The organism is Streptomyces qinglanensis, assembly GCF_900111245.1.
In the GTDB taxonomy this organism is placed as follows: domain Bacteria; phylum Actinomycetota; class Actinomycetes; order Streptomycetales; family Streptomycetaceae; genus Streptomyces; species Streptomyces qinglanensis.
Genome location: NZ_FOGO01000022.1, coordinates 1 through 16,731, shown reverse-complemented (window position 1 = coordinate 16,731; position 16,731 = coordinate 1). Strand labels below are relative to the sequence as shown.

Here is a 16,731-nt window from a genome sequence, read left to right as displayed (position 1 = left end):
ACGGTTCGCACGGGAATGTGGGACTGTCCGGGAACGGAGTTCTGCGTGGACATCGTCGTCAAGGGTCGTAAGACAGAGGTGCCCGACCGGTTCCGCAAGCACGTGGCCGAAAAGCTGGAGAAGGTGGAGAAGCTCGACGGCAAGGTGATCAACCTTGAGGTCGAGGTGGCCAAGGAGCACAATCCCCGGCAGGCCGACCGTTCCGACAGGGTTGAGATCACCCTGCGTACGCGGGGACCGGTCATTCGTGCGGAGGCAGCGGCCTCCGACCCGTACGCGGCGCTCGACCTGGCCTCCAGCAAGCTGGAAGCCCGGCTGCGCAAGCAGGCCGACAAGCGTCGCGTCCACCGCGGCGGGAGCCGCGCACCGATGAGTGTGGCGGCGGCGACCGCCCACCTCGCGTCGGAACTCAATGGAGAACTGGACGCCGCCGCCGGATCGGTGGCCGTGGCCTCGGAGGCCGACGACCAGCCCGTGGTCACCAGGATGGGACCGCTGGAGGTGCGCGGCGAAGGACCGCTCATCGTCCGCGAGAAGACGCACGCGGCAGCTCCCATGACGCTGGACCAGGCGCTCTACGAGATGGAGTTGGTGGGGCACGACTTCTATCTGTTCGTCGACTCCGAAACCAAGCAGCCCAGTGTCGTCTACCGGCGGCACGGCTATGACTACGGCGTGATTCATCTGGAACCGGACCCGTTCGTACAGGAGCCGCCGCCCGGAGCGGGCGGGGCGTTGGGCGGCTGACACCCGCCCTGCGCCGGTCAGGTGCGGTCCACCGGCGGCAGCCGGGCACGGTCCGGCACCCGCCTGCACGCCACCGGCTTGATGTTCGTGCCCCCGGCCGGATCTCGGGACCCGGCCGGGGGCGTCGGCATGAGTAACATCAGGACCCGGGCCAACCGCCGTTGGCCGTAGCGGGGTTGGTGGGAGATCAGGGTGGGGGAGGAACGATGGTGGACAGCTTCGGGCCCGTGATGCCCGTGCCCGACGCACGCCCGGGCCCGGTGGCGGAGGAGGAGCCCTACGAGCGGGAGCGGCGCAAGGAGCCGATCCGGGTGCTGGTCGTCGACGACCATGCGCTGTTCCGGCGCGGGTTGGAGATCGTGCTGGCCCAGGAGGAGGACATCCAGGTCGTCGGAGAGGCCGGGGACGGGGCCGAGGCGGTGGACAAGGCAGCGGATCTGCTGCCCGACATCGTGCTGATGGACGTGCGGATGCCGAAGCGGGGCGGGATCGAGGCGTGCACCTCCATCAAGGAGGTCGCTCCGAGCGCCAAGATCATCATGCTGACGATCAGCGACGAGGAGGCCGATCTCTACGACGCCATCAAGGCGGGGGCGACCGGGTATCTGCTCAAGGAGATCTCCACGGACGAGGTCTCCACGGCGATCCGGGCCGTGGCCGACGGCCAGTCGCAGATCAGCCCGTCGATGGCGGCGAAGCTCCTCACCGAGTTCAAATCCATGATCCAGCGCACCGACGAGAGCAAACTGGTGCCCGCGCCCAAGCTCACCGACCGGGAGCTGGAGGTGCTCAAGCTGGTGGCCACCGGGATGAACAACCGGGACATCGCCAAAGAGCTGTTCATCAGCGAGAACACCGTGAAGAACCATGTCCGCAACATCCTGGAGAAGCTTCAGCTCCACTCCCGGATGGAGGCGGTGGTCTACGCGATGCGGGAGAAGATCCTCGAAATCCGCTGACCCGTGGGCAACGGTCCGCCGCGCGTGGACGGAAAACCACCGCGAACGGGCGGCAGACCGCCGCCCGCGGGCAAGGAGCCGCCGAAGAGCGGGTGGCTCACCCGCCCAGCGCGTCGAGGGCGGACCGGAGCCGGGGCCGCAGCTCCTCCGGGGCGCAGCGCTCCACCCGCACCGCGTCGCAGCCCACCCACGCGGCGGCCTCGCACAGTGCCTGCGCCATCGGCTCCACAGCCTTCGCGCTCTCCATGGAGAGCTGGCGGGCGACCAGAGTGGTGCCCTCCCGGGCCGGGTCCACCCGGCCGACGAGTTCGCCGCCCGCCAGCAGGGGCATCGCGAAGTAGCCGTGCACCCGCTTCGGCTTCGGGACATACGCCTCCAGCCGGTGCTGGAAGCCGAAGACGCGTTCCGTGCGGGGGCGGTCCCAGACCAGCGAGTCGAACGGGGAGAGCAGCGTCGTGCGGTGCCGACCGCGCGGCGCGGACTCCAGGGCCGCCGGGTCGGCCCAGCCCGGCTTGGGCCAGCCCTGCACCCGGACCGGTACCAGTCCGCTGTCCGGCAGCACCGACTCCACCTGTTCGGCCTTGAGGCGGTGGTAGTCGGCCAGATCGGCCCGGGTGGCGACGCCCAGCGCCGATCCCGCCTGGGTGACGAGCCGGCGCAGACACGCGCGGTCGTCCAGGTCGTCGTGGAACAGGGCGTCGGGGACCGCGCGCTCCGCGAGGTCGTAGACACGCTTCCAGCCGCGCCGCTCGGTGACCACGACCTCCCCGACGTCCAGCAGCCACTCGACCGCGATCTTGCTCTCGGACCAGTCCCACCACTCGCCGCCGTTCCGGCCGCCGCCCAGGTCCGCCGTGGTCAGCGGACCCTCGGCGCGGAGCCGGTCGCGGACGGCGGCGCACGAGCCCTCCCGGTCCTTCATCTGGTGCCAGCGGTGGCCGCGGTCGCGGTAGGCGCGGCGCCGGAAGGCGAAGTGCGGCCACTCCTCGATCGGCAGCACGCACGCGGCGTGCGACCAGTACTCGAAGCTGTGTGCTCCGGACCAGTAGGCCGCTTCCACGGCCTGCCGGCCCACAGCGCCCAGCCGGGCGTAGGGCACCAGTTCGTGTGAACGGGCCAGGACCGAGATCGTGTCCAGTTGGACGGCGCCCAGGTGCCGCAGCACTCCGCGCGCTCCTGCCCTGCGGTCCGGGGCTCCCAGCAGCCCCTGCGCACGCAGGGCGATCCGCCGGGCCTCGGCAGCGGAGAGGGAGGCCCGCGGCGCGTGGGCGCCGGCGGCCGGGACAGCGGTGGAGGGCAGACCGGTCGTCATGCGGCACACCCTAGGCGGGGCCACTGACACTCCCCGCGCCGAGCCGTCGGCTCCTCCTCGGCTTCGGCCCGCGGGGCGCAAGCGGCCCTCCCCGTGCGCCTGCCCACCCCGGGTCGCGCCCGTGCTTCCCCGTGGGGCTGCGTCGGGGGGGCGTGGGAGCTATCCGCGCGGCGACGAGGGCAGATAGGGGGTCGGCTGCGGGTGTCCCAGGTCCGAGGGGAGCAGGGCGGCGACGCGGGCGTCGCGGCGTGTTCCCCTGTGCACGATGCGTGCCCGTGCGATGCCCTCCTCCACGAAGCCGAGCCGCTGCGCCACGGCGCGTGATCCGGCGTTCTCCACCTGGGCCAGCCACTCCAGCCGCTCCACTCCCAGTGCGGTGAACGCCCAGTCCACGACGGCCCGCGCGGCCTCCGCGGTGTAGCCCTTGCGCCGGTGGCCGCGTGCCGTCCAGAAACCCAGTTCGGCCTGCCGCTCGGCGGTGTGCAGGGAGAGCCGGACCAGTCCCGTGGAGCCCACCAGTTCGCCGCCGGTGCCGCCGCCGTCCGCCGCACGGTCGTCCTCCGCACCGCCGTCACCCCCGTCGGCGGCGCCGCCCGTGCTGCCGCGGGTGAAGACGCCGAAGTTGTACATCGTGTCCTCCCGCCAGCCGTTCGCGCTCACACCCCGGACGAACTCCTCGGCGTCCTTGAGCGTGTACGGCTCGGGCACCGGGACGAAGCGCTGGATGTCCGGGTCGTCGCAGGCCGCGGCGAGTGCCGCCTCGTCCCACTCCTCGAAGGGGCGCAGCAGCAGCCGCCCGGTGCGCAGTGTGATGGGTTCCATAGGCCGATTGTGCCGCCGGGGTCCCCGGCACCTTCGGGGGCTCCGGCACGTTGGGGGTACAGGGGCAGTCGTCCCTCGCATACGATGGCCGGTGCGGTACAGGCCCTCGGCAAGGAGAGGACCTCGGTGATCCGCACCGACATCCGCACTGACCGTGCAGACCGTGCCAGGCCCGACCGGCAAGGAGCCACCTTAAGTGTCCGTCTTCGGCAAGCTCATGCGTGCAGGTGAAGGGAAGATCCTGCGCAAGCTGGACCGCGTCGCGCGGCAGGTGAATTCCATCGAAGAGGACTTCGTCGACCTGTCCGACGCCGAACTGCGCGCGCTCACGGACGAGTACAAGGAGCGGTACGCCGAGGGCGAGAGCCTGGACGACCTGATGCCGGAGGCGTTCGCGACCGTCCGCGAGGCCGCCAAGCGGGTGCTGGGCGAGCGGCACTACGACGTCCAGTTGATGGGCGGTGCCGCGCTGCACCTCGGCTATGTGGCCGAGATGAAGACCGGTGAGGGCAAGACGCTGGTCGGTACGCTGCCCGCGTATCTGAACGGGCTCTCGGGCGACGGCGTCCACATCGTCACGGTCAACGACTACCTGGCGCAGCGCGACTCCGAGTGGATGGGCCGTGTGCACCGCTTCCTCGGGCTGCAGGTCGGCTGCATCGTCGCCAACATGTCCCCGGCCGAGCGCCGCGAGCAGTACGCCTGCGACATCACCTACGGCACGAACAACGAGTTCGGGTTCGACTACCTGCGCGACAACATGGCGTGGTCGAAGGACGAACTGGTGCAGCGGGGCCACAACTTCGCCATCGTCGACGAGGTCGACTCGATCCTCGTCGACGAGGCCCGTACGCCGCTGATCATCTCCGGCCCCGCCGACCAGGCCACGAAGTGGTACAGCGACTTCGCGAAGCTGGTCAAGCGGCTGGAGAAGGGCGAGCCGGGCGACCCGCGCACCCAGAAGCCGGAGACCGGCGACTACGAGGTCGACGAGAAGAAGCGCACGGTCGGCATCCACGAGTCCGGCGTCGCCAAGGTCGAGGACTGGCTGGGCATCGACAACCTCTACGAGTCGGTCAACACCCCGCTGGTCGGATACCTCAACAACGCGATCAAGGCCAAGGAGCTCTACAAGAACGACAAGGACTACGTCGTCATGGACGGCGAAGTCATGATCGTCGACGAGCACACCGGCCGCATCCTCGCCGGACGCCGCTACAACGAGGGCATGCACCAGGCGATCGAGGCCAAGGAGGGGGTGGACATCAAGGACGAGAACCAGACCCTCGCCACGATCACCCTCCAGAACTTCTTCCGCCTCTACAACACGCTTTCGGGTATGACCGGTACGGCCATGACCGAAGCCGCCGAGTTCCACCAGATCTACAAGCTCGGCGTGGTCCCCATCCCGACCAACCGCCCGCTGGCCCGGATGGACCAGGCCGACCTGATCTACCGCACCGAGGTCGCCAAGTTCGACGCGGTCGTGGACGACATCGCGGACAAGCACGAGTCCGGGCAGCCGATCCTGGTCGGCACCACCTCGGTCGAGAAGTCGGAGTACCTCTCCAAGCAGCTCACCAAGCGCGGCGTCGCGCACCAGGTGCTCAACGCGAAGAACCACGAGCGCGAGGCGCTGATCGTCGCGGAGGCGGGCCGCAAGGGCGCGGTCACGGTCGCCACCAACATGGCCGGCCGCGGTACCGACATCAAGCTCGGCGGCAACGCCGAGGGCATGGCGGAGAACGAGCTGCGCGACCGCGGGCTGGACCCGAACGAGCACCCGGAGGAGTGGGCGGCGGCTCTGCCCACCGCGCTGGACAAGGCCGAGAAGTCGGTCAAGGCGGCCGTGGACGAGGTCAAGGAGCTGGGCGGCCTCTACGTGCTGGGCACCGAGCGCCACGAGTCGCGCCGGATCGACAACCAGTTGCGGGGCCGCTCCGGCCGGCAGGGCGACCCGGGCGAGTCCCGCTTCTACCTGTCGCTGGGCGACGACCTGATGCGGCTGTTCAAGGCGCAGATGGTGGAGCGCGTGATGGCGATGGCCAACGTGCCCGACGACGTCCCGATCGAGAACAAGATGGTCACCCGCGCCATCGCCTCGGCGCAGTCCCAGGTCGAGCAGCAGAACTTCGAGATCCGTAAGAACGTCCTCAAGTACGACGAGGTGCTCAACCGGCAGCGCGAGGTCATCTACGGCGAGCGCCGCCGCGTCCTGGAGGGCGAGGACCTGCACGAGCAGGTGCGGCACTTCATGGACGACACGATCGAGGCGTACGTCCAGGCCGAGACCGTCGAGGGCTTCGCCGAGGAGTGGGACCTGGAACGGCTGTGGAGCGCCTTCAAGCAGCTCTACCCGGTGCAGGTGACCATCGAGGAGCTGGAGGAGGCCGCGGGCGACCGCGAGGGCCTGACCGCCGACTTCATCATCGAGGCGATCAAGGACGACGTCCGCGAGCAGTACGACGCACGTGAGCAGGAACTGGGCTCCGAGATCATGCGCGAGCTGGAGCGGCGCGTGGTGCTGTCGGTGCTCGACCGCAAGTGGCGCGAGCACCTCTACGAGATGGATTACCTCCAGGAGGGCATCGGCCTGCGTGCGATGGCCCAGAAGGACCCGCTGGTCGAGTACCAGCGGGAGGGCTACGACATGTTCCAGGCCATGATGGACGGCATCAAGGAGGAGTCCGTCGGCTACCTGTTCAACCTGGAGGTCCAGGTCGAGCAGCAGGTCGAGGAGGTGCCGGTCGAGGACGAGGCACCGGCGCCGTCCCTGGAGAAGGAGGGCGCGCGCGACGCGGTACCGGCCGGTGCGGGCGCGGGGCCGGCTCCCGCGATCCACGCCAAGGGGCTGGACCAGCCGCAGCGCCCCGACCGCCTGCACTTCTCGGCGCCGACCGCCGAGGGCGGCGTGGTCGAGCGCGATCTGGACACCAGCGAGACGGCGGACGAGAACGGCGGCGGTCCGGTCCGCTCGTCGGCCGACGGCCTCACCCGCGCCGAGCGCCGCAAGGCCCAGAAGGGGCGCAAGAAGCGGAAGTAGCACGGTGCGCGGCCCGCCGACGCCGACTGCCGTCCGGCGGTAGTCCAGGGCGGCTCGCGCACTCCTGCACGGCCTGAGGGGCCGGGCACCCGGTGCCCGGCCCCTCAGCCGTGTCCGGTGGCCTCCCGGCCGCGCTCGCGGCTGCTCCGGTCTTCTCCCCGCCCGTGCGGCTTCCGGCCTTCCGGCCTTCCGGCCTTCCGGCCTTCCGGCCTTCCGGCCTTCCGGCCGTGCACGCCGGGCCTCCCGGGCGTTCCGGGTATCTCGCCGAGGCCGGGGGCCGGGGCCTTCGGCGGCGCCCGCCCTTTCGACGGCGCTCGGCTGCTCGGTGGTGCCGGGCCTCTCGACGGAGCCGGGTCCTTCGCCCGGGTCAGGCGCCTCGGCCGTGCGGTGCCCGGCGTCTCGGGTGTCCGGGCGCCCACACCGTTCCCGACCTCACGGTGCGGCGCCGGTCCCACGGAGGCCCCCGGTTCCTCGGACGCGCTCGGTTTCCCCGCCCCGACCGGCTGTCCCTCCGCGGTGCCCGGCCGCTCGGGAGCGCACCCCCGGGCGGGAGCACGCCCCCGGGCGGGGGCGTGCCCCCGCGAGGTCCGGGTGGGCTCAGCCACCGGGGGTGACGTCCAGTTCGACGGCGGTGCAGCGCCAGCGGTTGTCCGGGCACCATTCCAGGCGGAAGGCCATGGCGCGCTGGTGGGCGCCGGTGGCGACGCGGGCGAAGGCTTCGATGACACCGGCCCGCGGCTGGGTGCCGCGGGCCTCCAGCACCTCGGGTGCCGTGCGGTCCGTGCCGCGGGGGCGCAGCGGTGCCGAGGGGGCCAGGGCGGTCAGCCGGTCGTAGGCGGGCCCGCGGACGTGGGCCAGGAGAGTGTGGACGGGGCACTGGCCGCTCAGCACCAGCAGCAGCCGGTGGGCGAACCAGAACGGGGGCCGGCCCTGGCGGGCGCGGTGAGCCGCGGCGCGGAGCGCGGCGTCGGCGGGGCGGCGGCTGTCGCGCCGGGTCGGCGGTCGGGTGGGTGCCGGGCGCGGGCCGCGCCTGCGGGGCTGACGTCCGGATGCCGGTTCGGAGACGGGCGTCGTCATGGGCTCCCTCGGGGTGTGTGCCGGGACCCGGCGAGCGAATACCGGGCGGTAACTGGCTGGACGGCAACGGTTGTAGCGGCGGAACACGGGGCGCCGCAATGCGCGGAGGCGGCCCGGTGCGGGGCTGCGGCAGATTCCCCTATCCGGTGGGGTCGACCCGCGGGTGTTGACTTCGCGCCGTGTTCACCTGCGGGTTCGTTCGGGCGCCGAGCAGGGCGCGGTACGGGGCGTGCCCGTATGCTGACGGGGCATCCGGTCCCGGCGATACACGAAAGCGGCAGCCCATGCGTGTCTATGTCCCTCTGACCCTGCCCGCACTGAGCGAGGCGCACGGCGCGGGTGAGCTGGGACCGGCCCCTGTCGAGGCGTATGCGGTCACTCCCGGGCTGCGCGCGTGGTGGGGCTCGGAGGACGCGGAGGAGTTGGAGTACGCGGCGCTGCGGCAGGCCGCCGGTGCTTCGCTGCGGCTGCTGGCCGACCAGTACGAGGCGGCGCGCCGCCGGGTCGTCGTCGCGCTGGAGGCCGCCGACGGGACCGTCGTCCCCGACGAGCAGGACGACGGGTCCCAGGGCGGTGCCGAGGCGGATGCCGGGGCCGTCGGCCGGGTCCGGCTGACCGCCGCCGTCCCGCTGACCAAGGCGGCCGCCGTCCACCTCGACGCCGAGGACGCGGTCGACGACGTGACCGCCGCGGTCGGTGCGCTGTCCGCGGCACTGGCCGGGGACGAGCGGGCGGAGCAGGTGGTGGACCGCGCCGACGACCACGAGCTGCTGTGGTTCGCCACCCAGGAGATCCCCGCGCTCGTCGGCTGAGGCGCCGCGCACGGAGCGGACGGCTGACGCACCGCTGACGCCGCTGACGAACCGCCCGCCCTTCCGCGGCGGGCACCGTCTGCCGCCGACGGACGGTGCCCGCGGCGGGCGCCGCCCGTCAGCGGGCGGGAAATCGGTGTCGCGATGTCAGTGCCCTCTCCTACCGTCGGCTGCATGGTCCTGGGGCGAGAAGAGCAGTCCGCGCACATCGTGTGGGACTGGAACGGCACGCTGCTGCACGACATCCACACGGTCATCGAGGCGACGAACGCCGCGTTCGGCGAGCTCGGTATGCCGAGCATCACACTGGAGCGGTACCGGGAGCTGTTCTGCGTACCGGTGCCGCGCTTCTACGAGCGGCTGCTCGGCAGAATGCCCACCGACGACGAGTGGCAGGTCATGGACGAGACCTTCCACCGGCACTACTGGGCCCTGGCCCCGCAGGCGGGGCTCGCCGAGGGAGCCGCCGAACTGCTGGCCGCCGGGCGTTCGGCGGGTCGCACCCAGTCGCTCTGCTCGCTGGCGCCGCACGACCGGCTGCTGCCGCTGGTGCGCACCTACGGTATCGAGGAGCACTTCGTGCGGGTGGACGGCGCGGTCGGCCCCTCGGGCGGTGGCAAGGCGGCGCAGATGGTGCGGCACCTCGCCGCGCTCGGCGGTGTGGAGCCGCGCCGCACGGTGGTGATCGGGGACGCCGTGGACGACGCCTCGGCGGCGGCGCACGCGGGTGCCCGTGCGGTGCTGTTCACCGGCGGCTCGCACAGCCGCGCGAGTCTGGAGGAGGCGGGCGTCCCGGTGGTCGACACCTTGCACGAGGCCGTCCGGACGGCGGAGCTGCTGGCCGCTGAGCCGTGGCCGGACCCGTCCGGGGCGCGGGAGTAGACCCGGGGTGCCCGGGGTGCGTGGGGTGCTGCCTGGGATGGCGGCGGCGCGGCAGGGGGCGCGGCGGCCCGCCGCCGCGGCGGCCGCACGGAGCACGCTGCCCGGGGGCAGCCGCGGCCGGCACGACCCCGGCGGCCCGGACGGGGGAACCGTCCGGGCCGCTCGCACCGTCTCCCCGAGCGTGCCCCCGGAACGCCGCTTTGCCAGAAGTTTTCCCGGAACCGGTCCAACTGGCCGGTTCGGAGAAGACGATCTCGGCGTTCTCCCTATTCGTACATATAAGGCCCATGACGTGTCGGCGTCCGGGGGCGATAGCCTTACCCACGTGATCAGCGCGATATCCACCGGAGGATCAGCGCCCGAGCGATCCTCCGTACAGCGCCCCCCGCGGCAGCGCGGGCGGGGCGCCGCTGGTCGTCTCTCCCGGCACAGCGGCGGACCCGAGCGGAGACCCCGCGTCGTTCCGGTGCCGTGCCTCCATTTTCCCGACGTCACGCAACGGCGCGCGACAGGAGCCAGAGGACATGCAGAGCAAGCTGGAAGAAGCAAAGGCCGAGCGGTTGGCGGAAGCCGCGCGGGTGGCTGAACGGAGTCCGGCCCAGGGGCGCCACCCGGTCCAGGGACCCCAGGACGACGCCCTTGGTGCGTATCTCCAGCGGTACTACCTGCACACGGCCCCGGAAGATCTCGCCGACCGCGATCCGGTCGACGTCCTCGGGGGTGCTCTCGCCCACTACCGGCTCGCCGAGGAGCGGCCGCAGGGCACGGCGGACGTCCGCGTGTACTCGCCGTCGATAGACGAGAACGGCTGGTCGTGCACGCACTCGGTGGTGGAGGTCGTCACCGATGACATGCCGTTCCTGGTCGACTCGGTCACCAACGAGCTCTCGCGCAAGGGGCGCGGCATCCATGCGGTGATCCACCCGCAGATGGTGGTCCGCCGGGATCTGACGGGAAAGCTGCTGGAGGTGCTCTCGGTCGGCCGGGACGACCTCGCGCAGGTGCCGGACACCCAGTTGCCGGACACCCGGGCCACGGGGGTCGGTGAGCCCGCGGCCGGTGCGCAGGACGGCGCCGGGGCGGCCGGGAACGGGAAGCTGCCGCACGACGCGGTGGTCGAGTCCTGGATCCACGTCGAGATCGACCGCGAGACGGACCGCGAGGACCTCAAGCAGATCGCCGCGGACCTGCGCAGGGTCCTCTCGGACGTGCGGGAGGCGGTGGAGGACTGGCAGAAGATGCGCGGTGCGGCCCTGCGCATCGCCGACGAGCTGCCCGGCGAGCCCACCGACGAGCTCCCCCGGGAGGAGATCGAGGAGGCCCGGGAGCTGCTGCGCTGGCTGGCCGACGACCACTTCACCTTCCTCGGCTACCGCGAGTACGCGCTGGACGTCGAGGAGGGCTCGGACGGCTCCGGGCAGGGTGACGGCGGCGAGGAGCTGAGCCTCGCACCGCTGCCCGGCACGGGGCTGGGCATCCTGCGCGCCGACCCGCACCGCAGCACCGAGGAGAGCCACCCGGTCTCGCCGTCCTTCAACCGGCTGCCCGCGGACGCGCGCGCCAAGGCGCGCGAGCACCAGATGCTGGTCCTCACCAAGGCGAACAGCCGTGCGACCGTGCATCGCTCGTCGTACCTCGACTACGTGGGCGTCAAGAAGTTCGACGAGGCGGGCAACGTCGTCGGGGAGCGCCGCTTCCTCGGGCTGTTCTCGTCCGCCGCCTACACCGAGTCGGTGCGCCGGGTGCCGGTGGTCCGCCGCAAGGTCGCCGACGTGCTGGAGAGCGCGGGCTTCACGCCCGACAGCCACGCCGGGCGCGACCTGCTGCAGATCCTGGAGACCTACCCGCGCGACGAGCTGTTCCAGACCTCGGTCGAGGAGCTGCGCTCCATCGTCACCTCCGTCCTCTACCTCCAGGAGCGCCGCAAGCTGCGGCTCTACCTGCGCAAGGACGAGTACGGGCGGTACTACTCGGCGCTCGTCTACCTCCCGCGCGACCGCTACACGACCGCGGTGCGGCTGCGGCTGACCGAGATCCTCACCGAGGAGCTGGGCGGCACCAGCGTCGACTTCACCGCGTGGAACACCGAGTCGGTGCTCTCCCGGCTGCACTTCGTCATCCGGGTGCGGCCCGGCGCCCAGCTCGCCGAGCTGACCGACGCGGAGATCGAGCGCATCGAGTCCCGGCTGGCCGAGGCGGCCCGCTCGTGGGCGGACGGTTTCAACGAGGCGCTGATCGCCGAGTGCGGCGAGGAGCAGGCCGCCGAGCTGGCGCAGAAGTACGCGCGGGCCTTCCCCGAGGGCTACAAGGCGGACTTCTCGCCGCGTGCCGCGGTCGCCGACCTGCAGCACCTGGAGGAGCTGGTGCAGGGCGGGCAGGAGAGCGACTTCTCGCTGAGCCTGTACGAGCCGGTCGGTGCGGGCCCGGGTGAGCGCCGCTTCAAGATGTACCGGACCGGCAGCCCCGTCTCCCTCTCGGCCGTGCTGCCGGGACTGCAGGCGATGGGCGTCGAGGTGGTCGACGAGCGGCCCTACGAGCTGCGCTGCGCCGACCGCTCGCACGCCTGGATCTACGACTTCGGGCTGCGGATGCCGGACGGCCGGCGCGGTCTGGAGGAGGAGGCCCGCGAGCGCTTCCAGGAGGCGTTCGCCGCGGTGTGGACCGGCCGCGCCGAGAACGACGGGCTGAACGCGCTGGTGCTCTCCGCGGGACTGACCTGGCGGCAGGCGATGGTGCTGCGCGCGTATGCGAAGTACCTGCGCCAGGCGGGGGCCAAATTCAGCCAGTCCTACATCGAGGACACGCTGCGCGGGAACGTGCACACCACCCGGCTGCTGGTCAACCTGTTCGAGGCCCGGCTGGACCCGGCCCGGCGGTGGGCGGGGCACGAGCTGACGGACGGCATCCTGGAGGAGCTGGCCGGGGCGCTGGACCAGGTGGCCAGCCTGGACGAGGACCGCATCCTGCGCTCCTTCCTGACCGTCATCAACGCGACCCTGCGCACCAACTACTTCCAGCGGGACAGCGACGGCGAGCCGCACCCCTATGTGTCGATGAAGCTGGACCCGCAGGCCATCCCGGACCTGCCCGCGCCGCGCCCCAAGTACGAGATCTGGGTGTACTCGCCGCGCGTGGAGGGTGTCCACCTGCGGTTCGGCAAGGTCGCCCGCGGCGGCCTGCGCTGGTCGGACCGCCGGGAGGACTTCCGTACCGAGGTGCTCGGCCTGGTCAAGGCCCAGGAGGTCAAGAACTCCGTCATCGTGCCGGTGGGCGCCAAGGGCGGCTTCGTCGGCAAGCAGCTCCCGGACCCGGCCGCCGACCGGGACGCCTGGCAGGCCGAGGGCATCGCCTGCTACCGGACGTTCATCTCGGGTCTGCTGGACGTCACCGACAACCTCGTCTCCGGGGCGGTCGAGCACCCGCGGGACGTGGTGCGGCACGACGAGGACGACACCTACCTCGTCGTCGCCGCCGACAAGGGCACCGCCAGGTTCTCCGACATCGCCAACGAGGTCGCCGAGTCCTACGGCTACTGGCTCGGCGACGCCTTCGCCTCCGGCGGTTCGGCCGGCTACGACCACAAGGGCATGGGCATCACCGCGCGCGGTGCGTGGGTGTCGGTCGAGCGGCACTTCCGGGAGCTGGGCCACAACACCCAGACCGAGGACTTCACCGTGGTCGGCGTCGGCGACATGTCCGGTGACGTGTTCGGCAACGGCATGCTGCTCTCCGAGCACATCCGGCTGGTGGCCGCCTTCGACCACCGGCACATCTTCCTCGACCCCGACCCGGACGCGGCCACCTCCTACGCCGAGCGCCGCCGGCTGTTCGAGCTGCCGCGCTCGTCCTGGGCGGACTACGATTCCGGGCTGATCTCGCAGGGCGGCGGCATCCACCCCCGCGGCGCCAAGTCGGTGCCGATCACCCCGCAGGTGCGCGAGGCGCTGGGCATCGAGCCGGGGGTCACCAAGATGACGCCCGCCGAGCTGATGCGGGCCATCCTCACCGCCCCGGTCGACCTGCTGTGGAACGGCGGCATCGGCACCTATGTGAAGGCGTCGTCGGAGAGCGACGCGGACGTCGGTGACAAGGCCAACGACGCCATCCGGGTGGACGGCCAGGACCTGCGGGTGAAGGTGGTCGGCGAGGGCGGCAACCTCGGCTGCACCCAGTTGGGCCGGATCGAGTTCGCGTCGAACGACGGCCGGATCAACACCGACGCGATCGACAACAGCGCCGGGGTGGACACCTCCGACCACGAGGTGAACATCAAGATCCTGCTGAACTCGGTGGTGGCCGAGGGGGACATGACCGTCAAGCAGCGCAACGCGCTGCTGGCGGAGATGACCGACGAGGTCGGCATGCTGGTGCTGCGCAACAACTACGCGCAGAACGCGGCGCTGGCCAACTCGCTGGCCCAGGCGGCCAGTCTGCTGCTGGCCAGCCAGCGGCAGATGCGCCGGCTCTCCAAGGAGGGCAAGCTCGACCGGCCGCTGGAGTTCCTGCCCTCCGACCGGCAGGTGCGGGAGCGGCGCGGCAACGGCCAGGGGCTGACGCAGCCGGAGATCGCGGTGATGCTCGCGTACACCAAGATCAATATCACTGCTGAGCTGATCGGGACCTCGCTGCCGGACGACCCGTACCTCGAGGGGCTGCTGTACGCCTACTTCCCCGAGCCGCTGCGCGAGCGGTTCGGCCAGCAGATCGCCAACCACGCCCTGCGCCGCGAGATCATCACCACGCTGCTGGTCAACGACACGGTCAACACCTCCGGCTCGACCTTCGTCCACCGGATGATGGAGGAGTCGGGGGCCTCCACGGAGGAGATCGTGCGCGCCCACACCGCCGCGCGGGCCATCTTCCGGCTGGGCGACATCTGGGACGCCGTCGAGTCGCTGGACAACGAGGTCGCCGCCAACGTCCTGACCGACATCCGGCTGCGCTCCCGGCAGTTGGTGGAGCGCGGCACCCGCTGGCTGCTCAACAACCGCCCGCAGCCGCTGGAGCTGGCCGACACCATCGAGCTGTTCGCCGACCGGGTCGAGGCGGTCTGGGCGGAGCTGCCCAAGCTGCTCAAGGGCGACGACCTCAAGTGGCACCAGCGGGTGTACGACAAGCTGTCGGGCGCCGGTGTCCCCTCGGAGCTGGCGCTGCGCCTGGCGGGCTCGGCGGCCGCGTTCTCCGCGCTGGACGTGGTGGCCGTCGAGGGCCGTACGGACATGGGCCTGATGGATGTGGCCGAGGTCTACTTCGACCTCGCGGACCGGCTGGGCATCACCCAGCTCCAGGGCCGGGTCAGCGAGCTGCCCCGCGCCGACCGCTGGCAGTCCATGGCCCGCTCCTCCATCCGCGAGGACCTCTACGCGGCGCACCAACTGCTGACGGCCGACGTGCTGGCGGCCGGGGACGGCGCCGCGTCGTCGGAGGAGCGGTACGAGGCGTGGGAGGAGAAGAACCACGCGATCCTCGTCCGCGCCCGGGCCACCCTGGACGAGATCCAGGCGTCGGAGACCTTCGACCTGGCCAACCTCTCGGTGGCGATGCGGACGATGCGCACCCTGCTGCGCAGCAACCGCTGACCCGGGTCCGGCACCGGACACCCTGACCGCCGCGCCGCGGGACCTTCCCGCGGCGCGGCGGTCACGCGTTCGGCCGCCTGTGCCGCGACGGGCCGCACCGGTGCTGCCTACGGTGAAGTGTGGGTGTGCTGGTGGACGGAGTGGACGACGCGAACGACGACAGCGGCGCGCACGAGGACGGCGACGCGGTCGGCGGCAGCCGTGCGGGCGGGGACGCCGGCAGGCGGCCGGACGCCGCGGGCGGCCCGCCGGGGGTGGACGAGGCCGACACGCTCGTACTCGACCCGGTGACCGGCTCCGGCCGCTCCGGGACCGGCACCGGCGCAGCGGTGGCCGTCCACCGTGCGGGCCGTACCGGGGGCGAAGCGGGGCTGCGGCGGCAGCGCCGCGCCGCCCTGCGGCACCGGGCCGGGTCCGCGGCGGCGCTGGTGCTGCTGGCCGCCGGCTGTCTGCTCCAGGTGCTGGGCATCGCCTACCCGCACGCTTTCCTCGTCGTCGCGGGCGCGCTGCTCGGCCTGCTGACCGATGTGCTGCTGCCCTACGGCGCGCAGCAGGTGGTGCGGGAACTGCGCCGGGCGCAGCTCACCCCGCCGGTACGGCAACTGCTGCGGGACGCGCTGCTGCTGGGCGGGCTGGGCGGGCTGGGGGTGCTGCACCCCGCCGGGGCCGGTGCGCTGCTGCCGGGCGCGGTGCTGCTCTGCTGGGTCCTGCACTTCTCCATCCAGGCCGTCGCGGCCGCCGTGCGCGACCGGCGGCGGCTCCCGGTGGTCACTCGCAACATCGACACCTCCGCGCTCCGGCTCTCGCCCGCGCCGCCCGCGCTGTTCGCCCAGCGGGCGACCGTGCGGCTGACGGCCGTCGCGGCGCTCACCACGGCCGGGATGAGTGCCGCTGCCGTGTCCGGCGATCCGGTGTGGGCGTCGGTTCCGGCCTGGGGCTGCTGCGCCGGGCTGCTGCTGGGGACCGCCCATCTGGCCGGGCGGCTGCTGCCCGGCAGGCGGGTGGCCGGTGAGGAGGAGGCGCTGGCGTGGCTGGACGGGTGGCTCGCGGAGTACCGGCCGACCACGGGGATGTACTTCTCGGGCGGGACGACGTCGGCGTACCAGGCGAACATGTGGCTCTCGACGCTGGCGGAGCTGGAGGGGCGGCCGCTGATCGTGCTGCGTGAGCGGTTCATGGTGCAGAAGATCGACGCCACCGACGTCCCGATCGTCTGCATCCCCAAGGTCTCCCATCTGATGCACCTGGAGCACTCCACGCTCAAGGTGCTGCTGCACCCGGCCAACTCCGGCAAGACCTCCCAGGTCCTGCGGATCCCCACCCTCAAGCACGCCTTCATCAACCACGGCGAGTCCGACAAGCTCTCCTCCTGCAACCCCTACGCCAAGGCATACGACCAGGTGTGGGTCGCCGGAGAGGCCGCCCGCGAGCGCTACCGGCTCGCCGAGGTCGGCGTGGACGACAAAGACGTCGTCGAAGTCGGCCGCCCCCAACTCGC

9 protein-coding genes and 1 pseudogene are annotated in these 16,731 nt (G+C 71.9%); 7 read left to right on the top strand and 3 right to left on the bottom strand.

Annotated features, from left to right (window positions below; translation table 11 throughout):
- Positions 1–45: 45 nt before the first annotated feature.
- Both hpf and BMX65_RS30555 read left to right on the top strand, forming a co-directional pair.
- Complete coding sequence (gene hpf / locus BMX65_RS30560; protein WP_075003605.1) at positions 46–747, top strand: ribosome hibernation-promoting factor, HPF/YfiA family; 702 nt, start codon at positions 46–48, stop codon at positions 745–747.
- 206 nt (positions 748–953) lie between these two features.
- Complete coding sequence (locus tag BMX65_RS30555; protein WP_075003604.1) at positions 954–1,706, top strand: response regulator; 753 nt, start codon at positions 954–956, stop codon at positions 1,704–1,706.
- 97 nt (positions 1,707–1,803) lie between these two features.
- On the opposite strand, the gene BMX65_RS30550 is transcribed toward BMX65_RS30555, so the two are convergent.
- Together BMX65_RS30550 and BMX65_RS30545 are read right to left on the bottom strand one after the other, a co-directional pair.
- Positions 1,804–3,018, bottom strand: a complete 1,215-nt coding sequence (locus BMX65_RS30550; protein ID WP_075003603.1) for a winged helix-turn-helix domain-containing protein — start codon at positions 3,016–3,018, stop codon at positions 1,804–1,806.
- A 159-nt stretch (positions 3,019–3,177) separates the two neighbouring features.
- Positions 3,178–3,840, bottom strand: a complete 663-nt coding sequence (locus BMX65_RS30545; RefSeq protein ID WP_075003602.1) for a GNAT family N-acetyltransferase — start codon at positions 3,838–3,840, stop codon at positions 3,178–3,180.
- A 196-nt stretch (positions 3,841–4,036) separates the two neighbouring features.
- On the opposite strand from BMX65_RS30545, the gene secA reads away from it, so the two are divergent.
- The gene (gene secA / locus BMX65_RS30540; protein WP_075003601.1) at positions 4,037–6,883 is read left to right on the top strand and encodes a preprotein translocase subunit SecA; all 2,847 of its coding nucleotides are present in this window, start codon (positions 4,037–4,039) and stop codon (positions 6,881–6,883) included.
- 597 nt (positions 6,884–7,480) lie between these two features.
- Here the strand turns inward: secA and BMX65_RS30535 are convergent.
- The gene (locus BMX65_RS30535; RefSeq protein ID WP_079172158.1) at positions 7,481–7,960 is read right to left on the bottom strand and encodes an Rv3235 family protein; all 480 of its coding nucleotides are present in this window, start codon (positions 7,958–7,960) and stop codon (positions 7,481–7,483) included.
- A gap of 284 nt (positions 7,961–8,244) precedes the next feature.
- Here BMX65_RS30535 and BMX65_RS30530 point away from each other — a divergent pair, with 284 nt between their 5' ends.
- From BMX65_RS30530 to BMX65_RS30515, 4 genes and pseudogenes are all read left to right on the top strand, one after another.
- A complete protein-coding gene (locus BMX65_RS30530) occupies positions 8,245–8,772 on the top strand; it encodes a DUF6912 family protein (RefSeq protein WP_075003599.1) in 528 nt (175 codons plus the stop codon).
- Positions 8,773–8,946: 174 nt separating this feature from the next.
- Positions 8,947–9,654 (top strand): HAD family hydrolase, encoded by a 708-nt coding sequence (locus BMX65_RS30525; RefSeq protein ID WP_075003598.1) that lies wholly within the window; start codon positions 8,947–8,949, stop codon positions 9,652–9,654.
- A 524-nt stretch (positions 9,655–10,178) separates the two neighbouring features.
- Positions 10,179–15,233, top strand: coding sequence for an NAD-glutamate dehydrogenase (locus BMX65_RS30520; RefSeq protein WP_075003597.1), 5,055 nt, complete (start codon positions 10,179–10,181; stop codon positions 15,231–15,233).
- Positions 15,234–15,358: 125 nt separating this feature from the next.
- Positions 15,359–16,731 (top strand): annotated as a pseudogene (locus tag BMX65_RS30515) (hypothetical protein); the annotation flags it as partial.

Coding starts and splice junctions, on each gene's coding strand:
- BMX65_RS30555 (WP_075003604.1), top strand. CDS start 954: ATGGTGGACAGCTTCGGGCCCGTGATGCCCGTGCCCGACGCACGCCCG.
- BMX65_RS30550 (WP_075003603.1), bottom strand. CDS start 3,018: ATGACGACCGGTCTGCCCTCCACCGCTGTCCCGGCCGCCGGCGCCCAC.
- BMX65_RS30525 (WP_075003598.1), top strand. CDS start 8,947: ATGGTCCTGGGGCGAGAAGAGCAGTCCGCGCACATCGTGTGGGACTGG.
- BMX65_RS30530 (WP_075003599.1), top strand. CDS start 8,245: ATGCGTGTCTATGTCCCTCTGACCCTGCCCGCACTGAGCGAGGCGCAC.
- BMX65_RS30545 (WP_075003602.1), bottom strand. CDS start 3,840: ATGGAACCCATCACACTGCGCACCGGGCGGCTGCTGCTGCGCCCCTTC.
- BMX65_RS30535 (WP_079172158.1), bottom strand. CDS start 7,960: ATGACGACGCCCGTCTCCGAACCGGCATCCGGACGTCAGCCCCGCAGG.
- BMX65_RS30520 (WP_075003597.1), top strand. CDS start 10,179: ATGCAGAGCAAGCTGGAAGAAGCAAAGGCCGAGCGGTTGGCGGAAGCC.